We start from the raw sequence: 20,313 nt of genomic DNA, 5'->3' as shown, positions 1-20,313 counted from the left end.
CAAAACTGATTACTAAGACCTTGGGATTTGATACGAAATCATATGTAAGGAAAAGTAATCAGTAAAGGGAGTATTTATATTAACTGCTAAAGATTTCTGCTCCCCTTTAGAAATCCGTGGGCAGTGTAACTGTACCTTGAAAATTACATATAGTTAACTTGCAGGAACGTGTGAAATAGTGGAGCTATGTAGCAAATACGCGGAGACTATCTGCTTTTTAACTTCCCGACAAATTGTCGAGAAGTACAGAAGTGAAAACTGAGGAAGTGCTGATTTTGGCATTGAAGGAAAGGTACGAGCGAGAAATATATTGCTACCAACAGAGCTTAGGAACTTTGTAGCGAGGAAACTGTTTTTGATAATGATACTTCCGATAAAGATTCGGTCTGAAAAGATGGTGTAAATCCAATGAGGTCATACCTGGTGGCTGCCTGCAGGTTTTTGATAAAGTGCCTGTTGATAAAAGAACATTTTAACTATGAAGTGTTTTTTTATCAGCGGGCATAAAAAGAGGGGGTGACAATTTGGAACTTGAAAAGACTTTGTTGTCTGTAGAGGAATTCTGTACATATATGGGAATTGGAAAAACGAAAGCGAGAGAACTGCTTTCTAATCCTAGTTGTAAGTATGTAGTTCGGGTCGGACGACGAGTGTTGATTCATAAGGAACTTTTAGATGCTGAATTGAAGAAAAGTGCTAAGTTTCAATTGAAAATGTAATGTTCAACAAAAGTAAAAAAGGCGGTAATAGACACTTGATGTTGAAGCACAATTATGCTACAATATGGAAGAAAGGAGATGAAAAGATGCCCAGAATAATTCCTATTAGAGAACTAAGAGATACGAATAGAATGTCAGAAATGTGCCATGAGTCAGAAGAACCAGTTTTTATAACGAAAAATGGCTATGGAGACATGGTAATCATGAGTTTGGAAACTTTTGAAAAAAACTCTGGTATGAGTGACTTTTATGGAAATGTGAAATTTAAAAAAGGCAAGTATTCTGATAGGACAGAAGAAAAAGAGCATCCCATTTCCGAGTGATCTGATAGACCGCCGATAGTTTTTACTTTTGAAATTGCAAGCAACAATTATGAAGGTGAAAATTATGGGAAAAGACTTAAAAGGAAAAGAACTTGGCAGAGGTTTAACACAGAGACCTGATGGACGTTATATGGCGAGAGCGCAGGTTGCAGGAAAAAGCGTTTTATTATATGGTTGGAAATTGAGGACTCTTAAAAAAGAATTTGCTGAAGCAGTGGAAGAAGCCAGAAAAGGTTCAATATGGTTAGGCTATGAAACTGATACTCTTACATTAAATGAATGGTTTGAGGAATGGTACGAAAAATATAAGGCTCCGACATTGAAAAATGGAGGATCAGCTCAGTATAGGCGTAAATTTGTAAACTATTATGGTGTGAGAATTGGATCAAAAAATCTGAAAGATATTCGGCAATTACATGTTCAGACAGCGATTGCTGATATGCTCGAAGCTGGGAGATCATCGAAATCGGTCAGAGAAGCGACTGGTATTTTACAGAACTGTATTGAGGCAGCTATGGCGAATGGTTTAACTTCTATCAATCCGACTGTAGGAGTTGTTATTCCAAAGTGTGATAAAGTTGAAAGAAGAGTACTGACAGTAGAAGAACAGGAAATTTTTATAGAACATTTGGAAAGAACAAAAAGCTGGTATGAAGAAATGTATAAGCTGATGTTGCTTACAGGAATGCGTATCGGAGAGGTTGGTGGACTTCAGTGGGGAGATATTGATTTTACGAATCGATTTATCAGTATAAAAAGATCTCTGTCATATCAATATGAGGATGGCGTGAAAACTATTTTTTTTACATCACCCAAGACAGAAAATTCTGTCAGAAAAATTCCTTTTTTTGGAGAGACAAAAGATATACTAATGAGGCAGTTTGAAAAACAGAAAGCCAAGCGAGCTGACATGGGAAAGAAATGGAAACAGCCCAAAGATATGGACGATCTGATATTTACTACATCATTAGGAACTCCAATAGGTCGTTATACGATTGAAAATGATATGAGAAACATTACAAAACAGATAAATGAGACACTTCGAATAGAAGCGGAATATTCGGGAACAATTCCTAAGAAATTTGAAAGAGTCCATCCACATGCTTTGAGACATACTTTTGCAACAAGATGTTTTGAAAAAGGAATGACCCCTCGGACAGTACAGGAGATCATGGGACACTCAAATTATAATACAACGGTGTCGTATACACATGTATTGGACGATATAAAACTAAAAGAAGCAGAACGTTTGGGGGACTTTCTGGATAATACGAAAGCAGCACAAAGAGTTGTGCAGGACGAGCTTCTTGGTATTATGTAGGCAATAGAATTACTCAATTAGTTACGTAATGAGATTGTTGAAACGTTATTAGACTGATTGTTAAAGTAATATAAAACTGAAAGATCCGCATAGCGGAAAATGCTGATTTTAACTGGATTATTCGCATAGCAGGTAGGAATGTAAGACTTAAAACTTTGCATAGCAGGCTGGTATGTAAGTCGAAAATATCGCATCGCAGATGGGTAAATAATCCATTAACTTAAGTTTTCATTCTATTTTTTAATAAGTCTGAATTTGAGTATTTAAAGGCCCTGAAAGCCTTATAAACACTACGTTTCACAGTGATTATAAGGTTTTCGGGGTTTTTTTCTATATTTTTCTAAAAAAATCCTAAATACCGCCAAGCATCGCTGGAAATCACTAAGAATCTTCTAAAATTGAGTATTGAGTAAGGAAAAACTGAGTAAAAGCAAAGGCTTGCAATCTTCAGCGAAGTTACTCAAATTATCAGCGGTTTCATCAGATCGCCATAATTTTCAAAAATCAAATTATAAACTTAAAAACTAATTGCATAAGGAGGAAATCAATATGGCAAGTACAGCGATAGGCGCAGCTGGCGAGGATGCTCGCACAATAACTTTTATGAGCAAAGAACATAAGGAATTCTATTTGGAATATCTGCCTAAATGCAGATGGAAAGACGTATATCATGAAGCATTGGTATATTGTCTTGGAATTGACAGAGATACACGAAAACACGTTAACAAAATTTATGATTTTAAAAATGGCAGTGTGAAGCCAGAATGTCTGCAGGAAGGTGGAGGAAAGACCACTACCACTATCAATCTTGGAGTAGTGTTCCGATTACTTAGCCAATTATGTTGTAACATCGGAATGATTAAAACGCATTGCCATGAAAAGAAAATGGTTTTATTATAATGATATAGATTTTATGTGTGAAAATAATTCTATATTTTTTATTAACTCCATCGTAACTCCATATATCTAATGTATAATTACAGGAAATATTAAAAAGAAATTGTGGGGAGTGATTTTATGTATCGAATATTGGTTGTTGAAGATGAGGATGACATTCAGAAAATATTAGAAAACTATTTGATAGATCAAGGATATGCAGTTACACTGGCGTATGATGGTGTGGATGGGATTACAAAATTTCACAATGGCGAGTTTGATCTTGTGCTGTTGGATGTTATGATGCCAAAGATAGACGGTTTTGGAGTATGTGAATTAATCCGTAGAGAATCGAATGTACCAATTATCATGCTTACGGCATTAGATGAAGAAGCGTATCAGATCAAAGGCTTTGATATGAATGCAGATGATTATGTCACCAAGCCGTTTTCTATACCCATTTTATTGAGAAAAATTGCAGCAATCTTGAGAAGGACACAAAGAGAAGATGAATTGCAGGTGATTTCTTATAAAACGTTAAGCGTGGATGTGAAGGGGCATCATGTTTATATTTGTAAAGCAGAAAAGGGAGAACAGATAGAGGTTGAATTAACACAGAAAGAATTTGAAATGCTATATGTTCTGCTGATTAACAAAGGAATCGTTTTGACACGCCAGAAACTTCTAAATATGGTATGGGGAGAAGATTATTATGGGGAAGAGCGAATTGTGGATACACATATTAAGAATATCCGCAAAAAGCTGGGAGTAAATCTGATTAGTACAATAAGAGGGGTGGGATACCGGATTGATAAAGAGAATTAAAAACAGTCTGACCATAAAAATTTGCACACTGATTGCTGTAGTACTGGCAGTATCCAGTGGAATTACATATGCGGTAATTGTAGGATTCCTTCCAACCTATTATAGTAAACAGCTACAGAAGGATATTGATTCGGTTTCACAGGAAATGATTGAAACCATTCATTCTTATGAAACGATTAATGAAGCTTCTTATGCCATTGAATTGTTTGAAGCAGGTTCGAAAGTTTCAGTCGTGATTTTGGATGAACAGGGAAATAGGATATGGCCGGCTGAGAGTACAGCCGTGACAGAAGATGTATTGGATAATGGTGTGGTAGAGCAGGGTTATATGGGTGATATGATATTGACACACGAAAATAGCGCAGAGCAAACCACTATCGTACAGGAAGAAAATGCGGCCTATGAAGAGGGAGTAATCGGCCAGGCGGACGTCGTAACAGAGGATGTCGTCCAACAGGCTGATGGAATTGCAGAAGTCGGAGATAATTCAGCAGTGAAACGGTACAGCGTTAAAGTGGGTGGAGAAACATATACAATGATTGTTTCTGGGGGAATGCAGCCCGTCAATCAGGCTCTTGAAATATTATATCAGATACTGCCGTATATCCTTGGAATCGCTATTGTAGTTTCCATATTGTTTGCACTGGGGGCATCCCTTTATTTGACATTTCCAATCGTTAGGTTAAGTCAACTGGCTCAAAATATGGCTGCGCTTGATTTTGACAGTTCCTATCAGGGGAAAAGAACAGATGAAGTAGGAGTATTAGGGGAAAGCTTGAATGAGCTTTCCAAAAACCTCTCACGAGCATTGGAAGAACTGAAGAGTGCAAATGAAAAGCTTAAGTCAGATATCGAAATGGAACGCAAGATAGAGAAAAAGAGAATTGCATTTTTTTCAGCAGTGTCCCATGAACTGAAAACACCGATTACAATATTGAAAGGGCACTTGTCCGGAATGCTGCAGGGAGTAGGGGAATACAGGGACAGAAATTACTATTTGCAGCGGTCACTGGAAACCACAGAAAAAATGGAAGACATGGTAAAGGAACTTCTGACTGTTTCACGGATCGAGAATAACAAATTTATTACACAAAAGACCGATATAGCAGAACAGCTCCGCTTGCAGATTGCTGATATGGCTGAACTGATAGAAAATAAAAAACTGGAACTGCAAGTGGAGATCCCAGAACATTTGTATGCAGATGTGAATCCGGTGATGATGGACAAAGTTTTTTCTAACCTTCTGCTTAATGCCATCCGTTATACGCCGGAAGAAAAAGGAAATCATATCAGAGTTTTGCTGAAACCGGGAACAGATACCGAGACGGTATATTGCCAGATTGAAAATACCGGGGTGTTTATTCCGGAAGAAGCATTAGTCCATTTGTTTGAAGCATTTTATCGTGTGGAACAGTCCCGTAACCGCCAGACCGGTGGAAGCGGATTGGGTCTTTATATTGTAAAAATGATCTTGGACCAGCATGGAGCAAGCTATCGTATGGGTAATACATGTGATGGGGTTTGTTTTTCCTTTTCTCTATAAATCACACACGAATCACATATAAACTCCAATTACATTACAAAATTCAATGGTATGGTATGGACATAATAAAAAATGTAAAGGAGTTGGATGTACAATGAAAAGAAAAATTGCAGCTTTATTAATGGGAACTACCTTATCTGTGGCAGTATGCGGCTACAGTGTGCAGGCAATGACTTACGGATATGATATGGGAGGAAAGGTATTTATCTCCGAAGATTCTTCATCTTCCAATCTGACAGAGGAAGAAAAGGAAAAATTATCCGACTGGCATAAGGAAGAAATGCGTAATGAACTTGCTTATCTTGAATGCTACGGTGTTACTTATGATGCAGACAGTGATACACTGTATTATCAGGGGAAAACCGTAAGATGGCTGATTGACCGACAGCTTGAGGATACTTATAAGTCGATCCAGATGCCGGAAGGTGAAATTGATGTCTATACGGTAAGGGAAGACGATTACAGATTAACGGGCGTTCGGATTGCTACACAGGAAGAATATGACCAGCGGACAAAGGAAATGGAAGCGTTGGAAGCAGCGGCTGGAAAAGAATCATCTTATGTACAAGAAGCTGTGGATACAGAAACGGGAAGTAGTATTCATATGTTTGCTTACGATGAGGAAACAGTAACGGAAGCCAATGATGGGTCAGCGACGGAAACAGCAGTAGTGACAGAAGATGTGGTGTCAAATTATGCGGAACAGAAGGATACAGTTGAAAATGCAGTGGAAACAGCAGAGGGTACCTGTGTAGTAGGAGATAATCTTAATTCAGAAATAAAGATTCAGGAATATAAGCAGAATAGCATAGACCTCGATTCTGCGACAGGTAGCTGGATGTGGCATGGAAAAGAAGTTCATTTACTAATGGACGAGGATGGAAGTTTTTACCAGAATGGAAGCAAGGAGGCAAAAGATAATAAGATATATCTGATAGTGAAACGGGAAGATGATGGCAGGATTAAAACTGTGAGACAGATTACAATGGAAGAAGTTATGGCACGTATAGCGCATTTGAATTAGAAATTAGATATAAACGTTTGCAAGGTGAAGCATATTGGGAAAATGTTGATTTTGACATTTGAGGATCATGAAGAGAACATGATTGACTGGATTGTGTCATGTTTAGGCATAGGTGTAAAGTCTTTTCAGATTCAGAATACTAAAACGGAAAAATTAAAATTTCGAGATCTAAGAATAGATTTTAGTTGTCGTAAGGTTATAAAAAATAATAGACAAGAATGCACCACAGCTGCGGCTGTGGTGCGAGTTTTAGGCGGAAAATTTCTGGAAGTTCATACATAATTTTCAAAAATTCTAGAATAAGAATTTACACCGACTCATAATTATGATACAATTATAGCACAAGAAAGAGAGGTGTTCATTATGCCAACAATTATGCCGATTAGAGATTTAAGAAAAACCAGTGAAATATCGGAACTGGCACATAAAAAGCAGGAACCAATATTTATTACGAAAAATGGATATAGTGACTTAGTTGTAATGAGTTCAGAGCTGTATGAACGTTTTGCCCAGACAAACAAGATTGATCAGGCAATTTATGAAGCAGAACAGGAAGTAACAGAAGGAGCAGAGCCGATTTCATTAGAAAGTGCAATGGAACAGCTCAACAAGAAATATTATGGATAAATATGAGGTAATGCTGTATCCAAGAGCGTACCGGGATATTCATGATATTTATGCTTATATTGCACTTGAAAGATTGTCACCTGAAACTGCAAAAGAACAGACGGATCGGATTTGGCAGGCAATAAAAAAGCTGGAACTGTTTCCAAAATCGCACCAGGACCGTCTGGTAGGCCGCTATGCCGGAAAAGAATATAAACAGCTGATCATTGACAATTATATTGCTATTTTTAAAGTTGATGAAAACAAGAAAAAAGTATTTGTATTGACAGTGCAATATCAGGGAAGGCAGATGTAAACGAAAGGGTTGAACTGCTGTACAAAATAACATTTAAGAATGATAGTCAGATATAAAAAGGACACAGACAGTCAAGTTTCGATTGCCTGTGTCTTGTTTTGTAAAAATAAAAAATTTTTGAAAGCAAATTCCCATATTTTAAGTCTAATAGTTATAAAAACAAAAAGGGGGAATAAAATGGAGGCTTTGGTAACAGCTGCTAAAAATGGAGATAAAGAAGCGTTCGTTCAGCTGATCCGGATAAATAAGCAGAGCATGTATAAAGCTGCCTGGGTTTATCTTCGGAACGAACAGGACATTGCAGATGCACTGCAAAATACGATCCTGTCCTGTTATGAAAAGATACAGGGATTAAGGGAAGTGAAATATTTTAAAACCTGGCTGATGCGGATTCTGATAAATGAATGCAAAGACATTCTCCGTCAAAAGAACCATGACACGGAACTGGATAATTTCTCAGAAGGTGTACATTGTGAAGATCTGGACCTTTGCGAATGGAAACAATTGCTTTTATGTCTGGATGAAGAAAGCCGGAAAATCGTGGAACTCTATTATTTTGATGAATTTTCTGTAAAGGAAATTGGTAATCTTCTTGAAATGAACAGCAACACCGTATCAACCAAACTTTCCCGGGCAAGAGCAAAATTAAAAAAGGTGATCAGGAGGTGAAGACTATGGATGAAAAAGAAATCAGAAAAATTTTAAAAGAAGAAACTGTGATACCGGACAATATTGATAAAGCTATGGAAGATGTTCTGAAGGGAATTTTGGATTCTCCAGATGAGAGAATGAGCAGCACGAAGAATCTAATTGTAAAATCAGATAAAGGAAGATCAAAAAATTCAGGGAATAAGAAAAAAATAATCCGGATTCTTCTTCCTGTGGCTGCTGTATTAGGCGTCAGCACCGGCGTACTTGCAACAAAACTTGGATGGCTTCACAAAGAACTGGAGCAGCAGGGGGTTACAGAACAGGAAGCTGTTCAAATGGTTGTCACAGAACCTGATTCAACTGCAGAAAATGTGGAAGATGTGACTTCTTATCATATAACGCCAAAGGAGAGGGATTGGAACCAGTCTATGCTGTCTGTTACAGAAGCGTATTTTGATGGCAGCGGTTTCAGCTTTCTTGGAGATCCTTCCGGGGCGGTGGAGAATTATACGCTCAGCTGCCGTGACCATGCGACAGTGAATGGAGAAGATGCACTTGCAACTTTGAATAAGATAGACGGGGAAGATCTCTATTATGGACATATTACCCTGTATGATGATGCTTTGACAGAGAAAATATTAAATGAAGATTCCCAGGTAGAGGTTTCCATGACCATTCAGGCATATCCGGATTATAACGGCAGGATCTATTACACCTGGAAAGATGATGAAGCTTTCAGAAAGATTTTTAAAACTGGTTCTTTTACAGATTCAGAAGGAATGCTGGCTTATGCACTGCCTGCGGAGGATGCTTACAGAGGATATACGCCGCAGACCCTTACAGTAACCCTTCCGTTAAATGATGAAGTACGGGATATTATAGAAAAATACAGAAAAGAAGGAAAGATGCAGGCGGAAGATACTGGTGTAGAACCCATTTCGGATTCTACGGAAGAGAGTACACAGGAAACAACAGACTCAGAAAATCCTTCAGATGCTACGGGAGCGAATGAGAAATATGATCCGGAAACAGCAGTATGTAAGAAAATCAATCAGCAACATGACGGAGGGATATGATTATTACGATACAGAGATTCTGTTGAATGGGATCCCGGTGGGCGGGCTTTCTCAGCATGGTTATCTGGAAACTGCAGGCTTTGGCCCTGCGCCTGAAGACTGTTATTTCAACATACCGATTCCGCTTCAGTTGAAAGTGGAAGAAACAGTTACTATGCTTCCAATGGAAGAAATTATGAAGTCAGTGGAACAATATGTAAAAGAAGGCAAAATTGGTCTCTTCACGGAACAGGACACTGCGGAGGAAACAGAATCCACCACGATTCCAGTTACAAAAATATGTTTGGAATACTATATTGATGAAACCGCAGACGGAATCACATACAGACCTGTCTGGAGCTTTCGCTGCCCTTACCAGTGGAAAGATTCCCCGGACGAACAGGAACTGTTTTACATAGACGGGGAAACGGGGGCACTGATTCGTGATGCGTTTGGCTGGTAGGTATGAAAAAAAGAGCCGGATCCATTCCGAATTAGAATAAGTTCAGAACCCCCAGTTTATTCAGTAAGTTGCGTCAAATTTGCGTAAGCTTTATGGGCAGAACCGCGCAAATCCATATAAATAAAGCCTGTTCACAAATACTTCGCAAAGCAGATGGGTAAATAATCCATTAACTTAAGTTTTCATTCTATTATTTTAATAAGTTTGAATTTAAGTATTTAAAGGCCCTGAAAGCCTTATAAACACTACGTTTCACAGTGATTATAAGGTTTTCGGGGCTTTTTTTGTATTTTTCTAAAAATCTGCCTGTTGAGGACAAATATATTGCATTTTCATCCATATTCTCTTACAATTACAAGTAGAATAAATAACGAAAACGGAAGTGGAAAATGGATTTAAAATGCAGAACACTTTTGAAAAAAACTGCCTGGCCCGGAGAGGGAATGCAGCTGCTGAAAAATATGGGGTTTAAAACAGCTGCCATGGCATTGCGTGATGACTCTGTGGGAATTGACAACCAGACACTTCAAGCAGAAGAGAAGCTGGCTATTGTTCTCGGAACAGAGGGAGACGGGCTTTCCTCACAGACGATTGCAGATTGCGATTATACAGTGAAAATTCCCATGTCTCACGGTGTGGATTCCTTAAATGTGGCTGCCGCAAGTGCAGTGGCATTCTGGAAACTTGGGTATATTAACAGACGGAAATAATTGTGTATATAGAAATCGCTTTCAGGATAGAGTTAAAACAGAGATGCAGGATAGAGTTAAAGCGGGGACGCAAGACAAATGAAAGATAATAACTATAAGCAAAAAGGAGGCTGCAGGTTATGAGTGATCAGATATTTCGGAAAAAAAGTCTGGACCGGATTTCCTCCCCGGAGCAGCTGAACGATTATATCCGGGTGGCAAACCCGGGCATATGGATGATTCTGGCGGCTGTCATCATACTGCTGGCCGGGGTGTGCGTGTGGGGGATATTCGGTCATCTTGATACAAAAACAGAGACTGTGGGAACTGCAAAAGCAGGACAAATCACATGTTATATAAAAGAAACAGATATCCGGAATGTCAAAAAAGGAACTCCGGCGTACATAGATGGGAAAGAATATGAAATTGCGGAGATATCCGAAACTCCTGTGAAGCTAAAAGAGGGGCAGTTGGAAAGTGCTGCTTTTGCAGTGGATGAAAGCGTATACACGGCAACCATCCATACAGGGCTGGCAGACGGAATCTACAAGGTAGAGCTTGTTACGAACCGGGTGTCACCTATGTCATTTGTAATAAATTGAGGTGACCATAATGAGTGCTGAGAAAAAAGTAAAACAGCCGATCACAAAAGGGGTGGCGAAGGTTCCTGTAGTCATGCAGATGGAGGCTCTGGAATGCGGTGCAGCAAGTCTTGCCATGATACTCGCCTACTATGGGAAATGGATCCCGCTGGAGCAGGTTCGCTTCGACTGCGGCGTATCCCGTGACGGTTCCAGTGCAAAAAACGTACTGAAAGCTGCAAGAAGCTATGGGCTTACAGCCAAAGGATACCGCTATGAACCGGAAGATCTGAAGAAAACAGGCCGTTTTCCCTGTATCATCCACTGGAATTTTAATCATTTCGTGGTACTGGACGGCTTTCGAGGAAATAAAGCTGTTATAAATGATCCTGCCAAAGGAACCTATGCAGTTTCAATGGAGGCCTTTGACGAAGCTTTTACCGGAATCAGTCTGCAGTTTGAGCCTTCTGAGAATTTTGAGCCAGGGGGAAAGCCAGCCTCGGTACTTCGTTATGCGAAAAAACGCTTAAAAGGCACAGGCACAGCGATTGCGTTTGTTGTCCTTACTACATTGATCTCTTCCTTGATCGGCATTATAAATCCTGCTTTTTCCCGTATTTTTATGGATCGGCTGCTGACCGGAGAGAATCCGGACTGGGTATTTCCTTTTCTCATAGGAATGATTCTCATGGGAGTGGTACAGCTGACCGTTATGTGGATTCAGCAGGTATATTCCCTGAAAATCAATGGAAAGCTGGATATGGTTGGAAATGCCACCTTTATGTGGAAAATACTGAGAATGCCTGTAGAATTTTTTTCACAGCGCATGGCAGGGGATATTCAGGTACGCAAGAATACCAATGCTTCTATTGCAGAAGGGCTGGTGAATACGTTTGCGCCGCTGGTTTTGAATTCGCTGATGATGATTTTTTATCTAGTGGTTATGATAAGGTACAGTCCTGTTCTTACGCTGATGGGGGTAACCTCTGTATTTCTGAATCTGCTTCTTTCTAACATAATATCGAAAAAAAGGGTAAACATTGCCCGTGTCCAGATGAAAAATGCAGGCAAACTTGCAGGAGCAGCTGTGGCTGGTATTGAGATGATTGAAACCATTAAGGCTACCGGCGCAGAAAATGGTTTTTTTGAAAAATGGGCAGGTTATCAGGCCGGAGCCAATACAGGAGCAGTAAAATTCCGGAAACTGAACAGTGTGCTGGGACTTCTTCCCGGGCTTATCAGTACTCTGTGCAACACAGCAGTTCTGATGACAGGAGTGTTTTTTGCAATGCAGGGAAGGTTTACTGTGGGTATGATCCTGGCATTTCAAGGCTTTCTGAATTCGTTTATGGCTCCGGCATCCAGTCTCATCGCAGCAGGTCAGACTTTACAGGAAATGCGCACGGATATGGAGCGTGTTGAGGATGTTATGAATTATCCGGAAGATGTTATATGGAGGAAAGCAGATGGAAAAGAGCCTGAAGCCTGTTTGAAAAATCATTCGGAAAGCCTGTTGCAAACAGAATCCAGTCAGGAAGAGGAGTACAGAAAATTATCCGGTCACATTGAACTGAAAAATGTCACATTCGGCTACTCCAGGCTTGCCCAGCCGCTGATAAGGGATTTCAATCTGTCTTTGAAGCCAGGCAGCAGAGTCGCTTTCGTTGGACCTTCCGGCTGCGGCAAATCCACTTTATCCAAACTGATATCAGGGCTGTATGCCCCATGGAGCGGTGAGATCCTTTTTGACGGTAAAAAGATATCAGAGATAGACCGGAATGTGTTTACCGGTTCCCTGGCTGTGGTAGATCAGGACATTATCTTGTTTGAGGACACTATAGCGAACAATATTAAAATGTGGGACAATTCCATCGAAGATTTTGAAATGATCCTGGCTGCACGGGATGCACAACTTCACGATGATATTATGATGCGTGAGGGAGGTTATCAGTACAGGCTGACAGAAGGTGGAAAGGATTTTTCAGGCGGACAGCGCCAGAGAATGGAAATTGCCAGAGTTCTGGCACAGGATCCTACCATTGTTATTCTGGATGAAGCCACCAGTGCACTTGACGCAAAAACAGAATACAATGTGGTGAAATCTATAAAGGACAGAGGTGTTGCCTGTATTGTGGTCGCACACAGACTTTCTACCATCCGGGACTGCGATGAGATCATTGTGCTGGATGAAGGCAGAGTCGTGGAGCGTGGAACACATGAAGAACTTATGAGAGCCGGCGGAATGTACACTATGCTGGTATCAAATGAATAGGAGGCGGAAGCATTGGGCTGGTTTGACGAACAGATAAAACTTAGAAAGCAGAGCGATGACGATGCTTTCGCAGATTCTTTTGTGAAAATGGCAGGTGCCGTTATGGGGGAGAAGGTGCTTGCCTCGCTGAATGACGACCGTATTGTTGCCAAGAATGAAATCGATGAGATCCTGAAATTTTACCATGTAAAAAGCAGGGAGGTTCCGGATTCCATTGAGGATATGAATGAACAGCTGGAATACCTTATGCGCCCCTATGGAATCATGCGCCGCACGGTTTATCTGGAAAAAGGCTGGTATAAGGATGCAATTGGTGCCATGCTGGGCGTTATGAAAGAAACCGGAAAGATCGTAGCTCTTCTTCCCGGAAAAGTGTCTGGTTACAGCTATTATGACATTGAAGCTGGAAAAAGAAGAAAGATAACCCATGGAAATGAAGATTTGTTTGAAAAAGAGGCCCTTGCATTTTATAAACCTTTTCCCATGAAAAAGATGGGAATCCTTTCTCTGGCGAAATACATAATGGAGACACTTTCCGGGGCTGATTACGGGATGATGGTTCTTGCCGCACTTGCAGTGACTTTTGTGGGGATGCTGACACCGAAGATCAACCAGCTTATTTTTTCGGAGGTTCTGCCTTCTGGAAGCATGCAGCTGTTTTTTGCAATTTCGGTTTTTATGGTGTGCACTGCAATAAGCAGCTTGCTTTTTGAGGCAGTAAGTGCGATGGTAACTGCCAGGGTGGAAACGAAGCTGAGCTTGTCTGTAGAGGCTGCAACCATGATGAGGGTAATGTCCCTTCCGGCAGGTTTTTTCAGAAAGTACAGCGCAGGTGAGTTGTCCAGCCGTGCCAGCCAGATCAACTCACTTTGCAATATGCTGGTATCTACCGTATTTACAACAGGGATTACTTCCGTTTTTTCCCTTATCTATATCTCACAGATTTTTGCGTTTGCTCCGGCACTTGTGGCACCGGCGCTGACTATTGTAGCGGTGACGGTTGCGTTTTCTGTTATTTCTTCCCTGGTACAGATGGGAATTTCCAGAAGACAGATGGAGCTTGCAGGAAAAGAAAATGGAATGACATACGCTATGATCACTGGTGTCCAGAAAATAAAGCTTTCAGGGGCTGAGAAAAGGGCTTTTGCAAGATGGGGAGATTTATATGCCAAAGAAGCAAAACTTAAATATAATCCTCCTGTATTTATTAAAATAAATGCTGTGATCAGTACAGGGATTTCTCTTGCGGGTACTATTGTGATGTATTACGCAGCAATCCGGTCTGGCGTTTCCGTAGCGGATTACTATGCTTTTAATACTGCATACGGCATGGTATCCGGAGCTTTTCTGTCATTGGCAGGAATTGCTCTTACAGTAGCAAGGATAAGGCCTACACTGGAAATGGTAAAGCCGCTTTTTGAGACAGTGCCCGAGGTTTCCAGCGGAAAACAGGTGATTACAGGGATTTCAGGTGGGATCGAGCTGAATCATATATCGTTCCGGTACAACGAAAACATGCCTCTTGTACTGGATGACCTGTCTTTGAAAATCCACCCGGGACAGTATGTGGCGATTGTAGGCCAGACTGGCTGCGGGAAGTCCACCCTTATGCGTCTGCTCCTTGGATTTGAGAAACCTATGAAGGGAGCCGTTTATTATGACGGAAAAAATCTTGATAAAATTGATCTGAAATCGCTCAGGCAGAAGATTGGCGTAGTCATGCAGAATGGTAAGCTTTTTCAGGGGGATATTTATTCCAATATTGTGATCTCGGCGCCATGGCTGACACAGAAGGATGCCTGGGAGGCAGCAGAACTGGCGGGTATTGCAGAGGATATCCGGAAAATGCCTATGGGAATGAATACAATGATTTCTGAAGGCTTCGGCGGAATTTCCGGAGGACAGAAGCAGAGACTGATGATCGCCCGGGCTATTGCACAAAAACCCAGGCTGCTTATGCTTGATGAAGCCACCAGTGCCCTTGACAATCTGACCCAGAAAAAAGTGTCAGAAGCCCTGGATGGTCTGAAGTGTACCAGAATTGTAATCGCCCATCGGCTTTCTACTATTAAACAGTGTGACAGAATTCTTGTGCTGGATAAAGGGAAAATCATTGAAGATGGAAAATATGAAGAACTGTTAGAGAAAAACGGCTTTTTTGCAGAACTGGTAAAACGGCAGCGTCTGGATGCGCTGTAATAAAAAGAGATAAGGGGATATTTTATGCGATATATACTTGATTCCCGGATTGCCTTACGCTCCTGGCAGCAGGTTCCCTATGCATATTACCGGAAGGGAAGTCCATATGCCAAAGGGCTGAAAAAAGAAGAATTTGAGCTTTTGCGTTCCTGTGACGGAAAAAGGGAGCAGGAGGCGGATGATTTATTGGAAACTATGGCAGCCAGAGGCTTTATTCATCCCTGCAGAGGGGAAGAGAATCTGACAGACTGGCAGAAATACAGACATTGCGAGAACCGGTATTTTCCAAAAGTAAACTGGATGATAACCGGGAAGTGTAACTATAATTGTCTTCACTGCTTTAATGCAGCTGACAATGCCCATCCATGAGCGAGTGGTTCCTGAAGGAAGCAGAAAAATTTCTGGATGAGGCGAGGGAATGTGGGGTAAATGCATTTACCATCACAGGCGGGGAGCCGATGCTTCACAGGAATTTTATGGACATCCTGACGGGAATTTATGAAAGAGGAATGTATGTAGAAGAGATCAATACCAACGGCTATTTTCTCAGGCAGGGAGTGTTGGACCAGATGAAGGAAAGAGGAATCCGTCCTTTAATGAAGATCTCTTTTGACGGAATCGGACATCATGACTGGCTTCGTGGACGAAAAGGAGCTGAGGAGGATGCAATCCGGGCCATCCGTTTGTGCAGGGCAAATGATTTTCCAGTAATGATCCAGACAAATGTGCACAGACACAATCTGGATACGCTTCTGGAAACAGCGAAGCTTATGGACAGCCTTGGGGTGTGGAAAATGCGCATCATCCGCACATCGGAGGCCCCAAGGTGGAAGGAAAATGCAGGTGATGCTGCTCTGGGACTGACGGAATATTATGACAGAATGCTGGAATTTGCCAGTGCATATATGAAAACGGGCTGCAGAATGGATGTGATCATCTGGCAGTTTTTGCGTCTGTATCCTGTATCTGGCAGTTATGGGATGATTCCTGTTTTGTACCGGGAAAAGGAATACAGGGATTCGCTTCCAGTATGCAAGGGGGTCAGAGGCATGGTGGCAGTTGCTGCTAATGGAAATATATTTCCCTGTCATCAGCTGTCTGGCACCTACGAACTGAATGGGGATATCCCTGGCAATGTGAAAAAGGAATCTCTGAAGCATCTGCTAAGTGCCAGCCAGTATCTGTGTGAGGTATGTACGACTGTGGACAAAATCCGGGAGCACGACAGAAAATGCAGAAATTGTAAGTATTTCAAATACTGTGCGGGAGGATGCCGGGCACTGGCAATTGTGCTGACCGGGGACAAACTGGGGGCAGATCCCTCCAAATGTGTGTTTTTCGGACAGGGATATTATGAGAAAACTGTCAGTGCATTGCAGGAATATGAGAATTATACGGAAATTGCTTATAATCCGGGTATTGATATTTAATGGAAATTTAGAGCACATTTTTTCAGGCATGATGCAGACCGCAGATACATATGGAGTGGACCTGCCGGGGAAAAGGTGGCTGTAAATCTTGACTATGGCAGAGAACAAAATGACAAAGGAAGTTTTAAAAGCTGCAAAGGGAACCGGATCTGTGGAAGAACTTCAGAAACTGGCGAAGGAAAACGGCATGGAGCTTGATGCTGCACAGGCAGAAGAAATGTATGCCAGATTACACCCGGTAACCCAGGAACTTTCAGATGATGAGCTGGACAATGTAACAGGCGGTGATTCCTGCGACGTAGGATACAGCTGCCCGAAATGCGGAAGTACGGAGGTTTCTTCCAGAGAGCCACTTTATGGCTGCACCTATGTAACCTGCGCCTGCTGCGGTGCAACCTACTGGGATCCTACTTCCACCAAAACACAGAATTAATTGATTTTGGATGGAGGGATATTTTTGATGGAAGACGAAATAACAAAAAGAGAGCTTTCAGATGATGAGTTGGACAATGTGTCCGGTGGAGGATGCGAGGAGAATGCGCGAAACTGCTGTCCACAATGTGGGAGTACAGAAGCGAAAACAATTTTCAGTAGAGAAGACGGTTCTCTGGTTGAATGCGCTGTTTGTGGTACGGGGTACTGGAAAATTTAAAGCGCATCCCCAAAGTCCCTGGCTCGCGGCCTTTTGGTGAAAAATCCGCAGTTCGTATTGATGATAACGGACTGCGGATTTTTTATAAAAAAGATACTTTAATATTGCTCTTTACAATCGTTATAATTATTTTAAATATGTTTAACATTGGCAATACACAGAATTTAACATGGGCAGCTATAATATCTTTCATAAAAGGAAAAAAGAATGACATTTTTGAGTTGCTGCGAAGAAAGCGAACAGTAACGTCTTTTGAAGCAAGGGGGCTTTTTTTATGAGAAAGATATTACAGAGAAATGAGAAAGTAGAGCTTAACAGTTTTATAGAAGAATTTGTAAAGATAAGACAGAAATATTTTACCCCAGGTCAGGAATGGCTGGAAGCAGAGCTGGCGGAGGAAAAGATTAGCGTGTATATGGATAAAGCACAGCTGGAAAAAGATCTGGATGAGCTTGTAAAGACCAGTTTGATGTATGGCAAGGTACGGAATCTGGAAATGAAGATTCAGGTGAAAAAGACTGCAGATGGTGCTGGAATCTGTTTCTCGGATAATGGTGTTGGAAACTGGAGAAATAAGAGCATCTGTGTAACAGGAAAGCCTGGCAGAGGCCTGGAAACAAAGAAAATCTGGGGCGTGCAGGTTGCCTGAGTGTCAGTATATTAATGGTTTGAAAAAGGTTCTTTGCAAGACAAGTCAATATGGAAATCAGATCGCAGAGGATTATGAAAATACAGGATTTCTGCGGTCTGTTTTTATAGTATGTGGCAAAAAAAACGGCAGCCCGGTACTTTCCGGGCTGCCGTAAATTTTTTAGACACGCTTTAGATCCTGTTTGAAAGATCAGATGTTCAGAAGATCGCTGAATACCTTAAGAGCACCGTCTGTATTGTGTGCAAGTACACGTTTCGCAAGAACTTTACCAAGCTGAACACCCTCCTGGTCGAAGCTGTTCAGATTCCATACAAAGCCCTGGAACATGATCTTGTTCTCAAAGTGAGCAAGCAATGCACCAAGGGAAGCTGGTGTAAGCTGCTGGCCAATGATAATGCTGGACGGACGTTTACCTTTAAAGTTCTTGTTCAGGTTCTCATCCTCTTTACCGCAGGCAAATGCAACAATCTGAGCTGCCACGTTAGCGCAGAGCTTCTGCTGGCTGGTGCTGTTCTCAATGTCAACATCTACGCCAAGCTGGCTGTTCTTAAAGCCGATGAACTGAAGCGGGACAATGTCAGAGCCCTGATGCAATAACTGATAGAAGGAATGCTGACCGTTGGTTCCTGGCTCTCCGAAGATAACCGGACCTGTTACGTAGTTAACCGGCTCGCCGAAACGGTTTACGGTTTTACCATTGGACTCCATGTCACACTGCTGAAGGTGTGCCGGGAAGCGGCTTAATGCCTGTGAATATGGAAGAACAGCTGTGGAAGGATATCCCTGCACATTTCTCTCATAGATACCGATAAGGGCATCCAGCATATCTGGGTTCTTCATAAGGTCACGGTTTGTTGCAAGCTGATCCTCAGCTGCAGCACCTTCAAGGAGCTGAGCAAATACTTCCGGTCCGAATGCCAGGGAAAGGATTGCTCCGCCTACGCCGGAAACAGAAGAGTAACGGCCTCCGATGTAGTCATCCATGAAGATGGCGGTAAGATAATCTTCACTCTTTGCAAGAGGGGAAGTCTCACTTGTAACGGCAAGCATGTGTTTGGAAGGATTCAGACCTGCTTTTGTCAGGGCATCCTTTACAAATGCTTCGTTGGTCAGTGTCTCAAGGGTTGTACCGGATTTGGATACAACGATGAATAAGGAGTGTGCAAGGTCTACAGAAGCAAGTACTGCAGCTGCATCATCCGGGTCAACGTTGCTGATGAACTTCGCTTCCATCTTGAATGTGTTATTGGCCTTCGCCCAGTTCTCCAGTGCGATGTAAAGAGCACGGGGACCAAGGTCACTTCCGCCGATACCAATCTGAACGACTGTGGTGAATTTCTCACCAGCTTCGTTGGTGATCTCACCAGCATGAACCTTATTTGCAAAATCAGCAGCTTTTTTCTGCTGGGCAACGTAGAATTCACGTTTGTCTACACCATCTACAACAACCGGGTTACCAAGCTGCTTACGTGCAAGGTGATGAAGAACCATACGTTTCTCTCCGGTGTTGATCACTGCACCATTATATAATTCCTGAAATTTGTCGATCAGCTGTGCCTCGTCAGCCAGTTTCGCAAGTGCGGATAAAACGGTTTCGTCTACTTCTTTGGCTGCATAGTTGTAAGAAAGACCAGCTGCCATTGGTGTACTATAATCAGCTACACGCTTGCCACCTTCTTCACCAGACAGAGCTGCCGCAATGTCTACGTGATTCTTAAGCTCTTTCAGTTTGCCAAAAGAATCAAGTGTGTCAAGATTTTTCCATGTTGCCATAATATAATTCCTCCTTTAAATGGTTGAGACTATAGTTGCTGTTCAAAGCTTGTTCAGCAACGGATTATGCTCTCAAAGGAGTCTCACTGTGAGACCCGTATCGAAATCATTATACTGAAAAATTTATAGAATTTCAATGCAAGGATGAAGATTCTTGAAAAATTAACATTAATATAAGAAAGAATGGGGCTGATATGAAAAAAAGAACATAAAAGCTGGTGAAAAAGAGGGGATAGAAGTAAAAAAACAGCCGACAGAAGCTGAAAATGATATGATACCTCTAAAGTAGACAGATTAAATATAAAAATCTGTTACTTTGGAGGTATTTTTCATGCCAAAATCA

The 20,313-nt window shown here is 41.5% G+C and carries 22 protein-coding genes and 1 pseudogene; 22 read left to right on the top strand and 1 reads right to left on the bottom strand.

The window, feature by feature from the left end:
- The first annotated feature begins 524 nt into the window (after nucleotides 1–524).
- The 22 genes and pseudogenes from AB5Z12_RS18960 (at nucleotide 525) to AB5Z12_RS18855 (ending at nucleotide 18,194) form a co-directional block, all read left to right on the top strand.
- Complete coding sequence (locus AB5Z12_RS18960) at nucleotides 525–719, top strand: excisionase (RefSeq protein WP_118608528.1); 195 nt, start codon at nucleotides 525–527, stop codon at nucleotides 717–719.
- Complete coding sequence (locus AB5Z12_RS18955) at nucleotides 719–1,042, top strand: type II toxin-antitoxin system Phd/YefM family antitoxin (RefSeq protein WP_368368734.1); 324 nt, start codon at nucleotides 719–721, stop codon at nucleotides 1,040–1,042. Before AB5Z12_RS18960 ends, AB5Z12_RS18955 begins: the two co-directional genes overlap by 1 nt.
- A gap of 64 nt (nucleotides 1,043–1,106) precedes the next feature.
- Nucleotides 1,107–2,363, top strand: coding sequence for a site-specific integrase (locus AB5Z12_RS18950; protein ID WP_173729248.1), 1,257 nt, complete (start codon nucleotides 1,107–1,109; stop codon nucleotides 2,361–2,363).
- A 549-nt stretch (nucleotides 2,364–2,912) separates the two neighbouring features.
- Complete coding sequence (locus AB5Z12_RS18945) at nucleotides 2,913–3,263, top strand: DUF6075 family protein (RefSeq protein ID WP_118579471.1); 351 nt, start codon at nucleotides 2,913–2,915, stop codon at nucleotides 3,261–3,263.
- 117 nt (nucleotides 3,264–3,380) lie between these two features.
- Nucleotides 3,381–4,064 (top strand): response regulator transcription factor, encoded by a 684-nt coding sequence (locus tag AB5Z12_RS18940; protein WP_148461896.1) that lies wholly within the window; start codon nucleotides 3,381–3,383, stop codon nucleotides 4,062–4,064.
- Nucleotides 4,048–5,607, top strand: a complete 1,560-nt coding sequence (locus AB5Z12_RS18935) for a HAMP domain-containing sensor histidine kinase (protein WP_148461895.1) — start codon at nucleotides 4,048–4,050, stop codon at nucleotides 5,605–5,607. Before AB5Z12_RS18940 ends, AB5Z12_RS18935 begins: the two co-directional genes overlap by 17 nt.
- Nucleotides 5,608–5,701: 94 nt before the next feature.
- Complete coding sequence (locus AB5Z12_RS18930) at nucleotides 5,702–6,631, top strand: hypothetical protein (protein ID WP_148461894.1); 930 nt, start codon at nucleotides 5,702–5,704, stop codon at nucleotides 6,629–6,631.
- Nucleotides 6,632–6,709: 78 nt separating this feature from the next.
- Nucleotides 6,710–6,913 (top strand): hypothetical protein, encoded by a 204-nt coding sequence (locus AB5Z12_RS18925; protein ID WP_195590280.1) that lies wholly within the window; start codon nucleotides 6,710–6,712, stop codon nucleotides 6,911–6,913.
- An 81-nt stretch (nucleotides 6,914–6,994) separates the two neighbouring features.
- Entirely contained in the window at nucleotides 6,995–7,258 is a 264-nt protein-coding gene (locus tag AB5Z12_RS18920; RefSeq protein ID WP_118579486.1) for a type II toxin-antitoxin system prevent-host-death family antitoxin, read from the top strand.
- Nucleotides 7,251–7,553, top strand: a complete 303-nt coding sequence (locus AB5Z12_RS18915) for a type II toxin-antitoxin system RelE/ParE family toxin (RefSeq protein ID WP_118579489.1) — start codon at nucleotides 7,251–7,253, stop codon at nucleotides 7,551–7,553. Before AB5Z12_RS18920 ends, AB5Z12_RS18915 begins: the two co-directional genes overlap by 8 nt.
- Nucleotides 7,554–7,730: 177 nt before the next feature.
- On the top strand, nucleotides 7,731–8,222 hold the full coding sequence (locus AB5Z12_RS18910) for an RNA polymerase sigma factor (RefSeq protein ID WP_148461893.1): 492 nt from the start codon (nucleotides 7,731–7,733) through the stop codon (nucleotides 8,220–8,222).
- A 5-nt stretch (nucleotides 8,223–8,227) separates the two neighbouring features.
- The gene (locus tag AB5Z12_RS18905; RefSeq protein ID WP_227199046.1) at nucleotides 8,228–9,280 is read left to right on the top strand and encodes a hypothetical protein; all 1,053 of its coding nucleotides are present in this window, start codon (nucleotides 8,228–8,230) and stop codon (nucleotides 9,278–9,280) included.
- The gene (locus AB5Z12_RS18900) at nucleotides 9,264–9,722 is read left to right on the top strand and encodes a hypothetical protein (protein ID WP_272111254.1); all 459 of its coding nucleotides are present in this window, start codon (nucleotides 9,264–9,266) and stop codon (nucleotides 9,720–9,722) included. The genes AB5Z12_RS18905 and AB5Z12_RS18900 overlap by 17 nt, the downstream gene beginning before the upstream one ends.
- Nucleotides 9,723–10,141: 419 nt before the next feature.
- A pseudogene (locus tag AB5Z12_RS18895) lies at nucleotides 10,142–10,432 on the top strand (TrmH family RNA methyltransferase); the annotation flags it as partial.
- Between the two features lie 119 nt (nucleotides 10,433–10,551).
- Nucleotides 10,552–11,013, top strand: coding sequence for a hypothetical protein (locus tag AB5Z12_RS18890; RefSeq protein WP_173774144.1), 462 nt, complete (start codon nucleotides 10,552–10,554; stop codon nucleotides 11,011–11,013).
- 10 nt (nucleotides 11,014–11,023) lie between these two features.
- Complete coding sequence (locus AB5Z12_RS18885) at nucleotides 11,024–13,264, top strand: NHLP family bacteriocin export ABC transporter peptidase/permease/ATPase subunit (protein ID WP_368357227.1); 2,241 nt, start codon at nucleotides 11,024–11,026, stop codon at nucleotides 13,262–13,264.
- Nucleotides 13,265–13,276: 12 nt separating this feature from the next.
- Nucleotides 13,277–15,463 carry an NHLP bacteriocin export ABC transporter permease/ATPase subunit gene (locus tag AB5Z12_RS18880; protein ID WP_195380011.1) on the top strand — a complete coding sequence of 729 codons (2,187 nt, stop codon included), beginning with the start codon at nucleotides 13,277–13,279 and terminating at the stop codon, nucleotides 15,461–15,463.
- A 24-nt stretch (nucleotides 15,464–15,487) separates the two neighbouring features.
- Nucleotides 15,488–15,832, top strand: coding sequence for a hypothetical protein (locus tag AB5Z12_RS18875; RefSeq protein WP_173715919.1), 345 nt, complete (start codon nucleotides 15,488–15,490; stop codon nucleotides 15,830–15,832).
- On the top strand, nucleotides 15,829–16,893 hold the full coding sequence (locus tag AB5Z12_RS18870) for a radical SAM protein (protein WP_173715920.1): 1,065 nt from the start codon (nucleotides 15,829–15,831) through the stop codon (nucleotides 16,891–16,893). Before AB5Z12_RS18875 ends, AB5Z12_RS18870 begins: the two co-directional genes overlap by 4 nt.
- Nucleotides 16,894–16,987: 94 nt before the next feature.
- Entirely contained in the window at nucleotides 16,988–17,326 is a 339-nt protein-coding gene (locus AB5Z12_RS18865; RefSeq protein WP_302672197.1) for a hypothetical protein, read from the top strand.
- Nucleotides 17,327–17,353: 27 nt separating this feature from the next.
- Nucleotides 17,354–17,545 (top strand): bacteriocin, encoded by a 192-nt coding sequence (locus tag AB5Z12_RS18860; RefSeq protein ID WP_118579498.1) that lies wholly within the window; start codon nucleotides 17,354–17,356, stop codon nucleotides 17,543–17,545.
- 274 nt (nucleotides 17,546–17,819) lie between these two features.
- Entirely contained in the window at nucleotides 17,820–18,194 is a 375-nt protein-coding gene (locus tag AB5Z12_RS18855) for a hypothetical protein (protein WP_195380012.1), read from the top strand.
- A 192-nt stretch (nucleotides 18,195–18,386) separates the two neighbouring features.
- Here the strand turns inward: AB5Z12_RS18855 and AB5Z12_RS18850 are convergent, their stop codons facing one another.
- A complete protein-coding gene (locus AB5Z12_RS18850; protein ID WP_173772044.1) occupies nucleotides 18,387–19,970 on the bottom strand; it encodes a glucose-6-phosphate isomerase in 1,584 nt (527 codons plus the stop codon).
- Nucleotides 19,971–20,313: the final 343 nt, after the last annotated feature.

Origin of the sequence: Ruminococcus sp. RTP21358st1_G6_RTP21358_211008 (assembly GCF_040908885.1) — a bacterium.
GTDB classification, from domain to species: Bacteria; Bacillota; Clostridia; order Lachnospirales; family Lachnospiraceae; genus Blautia_A; species Blautia_A faecis.
Note: the sequence above shows the minus strand (reverse complement) of the source record. Positions and strands in the feature narration are given on the sequence as shown.

Coding starts and splice junctions, on each gene's coding strand:
- AB5Z12_RS18850 (WP_173772044.1), bottom strand. CDS start 19,970: ATGGCAACATGGAAAAATCTTGACACACTTGATTCTTTTGGCAAACTG.
- AB5Z12_RS18875 (WP_173715919.1), top strand. CDS start 15,488: ATGCGATATATACTTGATTCCCGGATTGCCTTACGCTCCTGGCAGCAG.
- AB5Z12_RS18865 (WP_302672197.1), top strand. CDS start 16,988: ATGGCAGAGAACAAAATGACAAAGGAAGTTTTAAAAGCTGCAAAGGGA.
- AB5Z12_RS18905 (WP_227199046.1), top strand. CDS start 8,228: ATGGATGAAAAAGAAATCAGAAAAATTTTAAAAGAAGAAACTGTGATA.
- AB5Z12_RS18870 (WP_173715920.1), top strand. CDS start 15,829: ATGAGCGAGTGGTTCCTGAAGGAAGCAGAAAAATTTCTGGATGAGGCG.
- AB5Z12_RS18950 (WP_173729248.1), top strand. CDS start 1,107: ATGGGAAAAGACTTAAAAGGAAAAGAACTTGGCAGAGGTTTAACACAG.
- AB5Z12_RS18885 (WP_368357227.1), top strand. CDS start 11,024: ATGAGTGCTGAGAAAAAAGTAAAACAGCCGATCACAAAAGGGGTGGCG.
- AB5Z12_RS18945 (WP_118579471.1), top strand. CDS start 2,913: ATGGCAAGTACAGCGATAGGCGCAGCTGGCGAGGATGCTCGCACAATA.
- AB5Z12_RS18930 (WP_148461894.1), top strand. CDS start 5,702: ATGAAAAGAAAAATTGCAGCTTTATTAATGGGAACTACCTTATCTGTG.
- AB5Z12_RS18900 (WP_272111254.1), top strand. CDS start 9,264: ATGACGGAGGGATATGATTATTACGATACAGAGATTCTGTTGAATGGG.
- AB5Z12_RS18925 (WP_195590280.1), top strand. CDS start 6,710: ATGATTGACTGGATTGTGTCATGTTTAGGCATAGGTGTAAAGTCTTTT.
- AB5Z12_RS18940 (WP_148461896.1), top strand. CDS start 3,381: ATGTATCGAATATTGGTTGTTGAAGATGAGGATGACATTCAGAAAATA.
- AB5Z12_RS18920 (WP_118579486.1), top strand. CDS start 6,995: ATGCCAACAATTATGCCGATTAGAGATTTAAGAAAAACCAGTGAAATA.
- AB5Z12_RS18890 (WP_173774144.1), top strand. CDS start 10,552: ATGAGTGATCAGATATTTCGGAAAAAAAGTCTGGACCGGATTTCCTCC.
- AB5Z12_RS18910 (WP_148461893.1), top strand. CDS start 7,731: ATGGAGGCTTTGGTAACAGCTGCTAAAAATGGAGATAAAGAAGCGTTC.
- AB5Z12_RS18955 (WP_368368734.1), top strand. CDS start 719: ATGTTCAACAAAAGTAAAAAAGGCGGTAATAGACACTTGATGTTGAAG.
- AB5Z12_RS18855 (WP_195380012.1), top strand. CDS start 17,820: ATGAGAAAGATATTACAGAGAAATGAGAAAGTAGAGCTTAACAGTTTT.
- AB5Z12_RS18915 (WP_118579489.1), top strand. CDS start 7,251: ATGGATAAATATGAGGTAATGCTGTATCCAAGAGCGTACCGGGATATT.
- AB5Z12_RS18860 (WP_118579498.1), top strand. CDS start 17,354: ATGGAAGACGAAATAACAAAAAGAGAGCTTTCAGATGATGAGTTGGAC.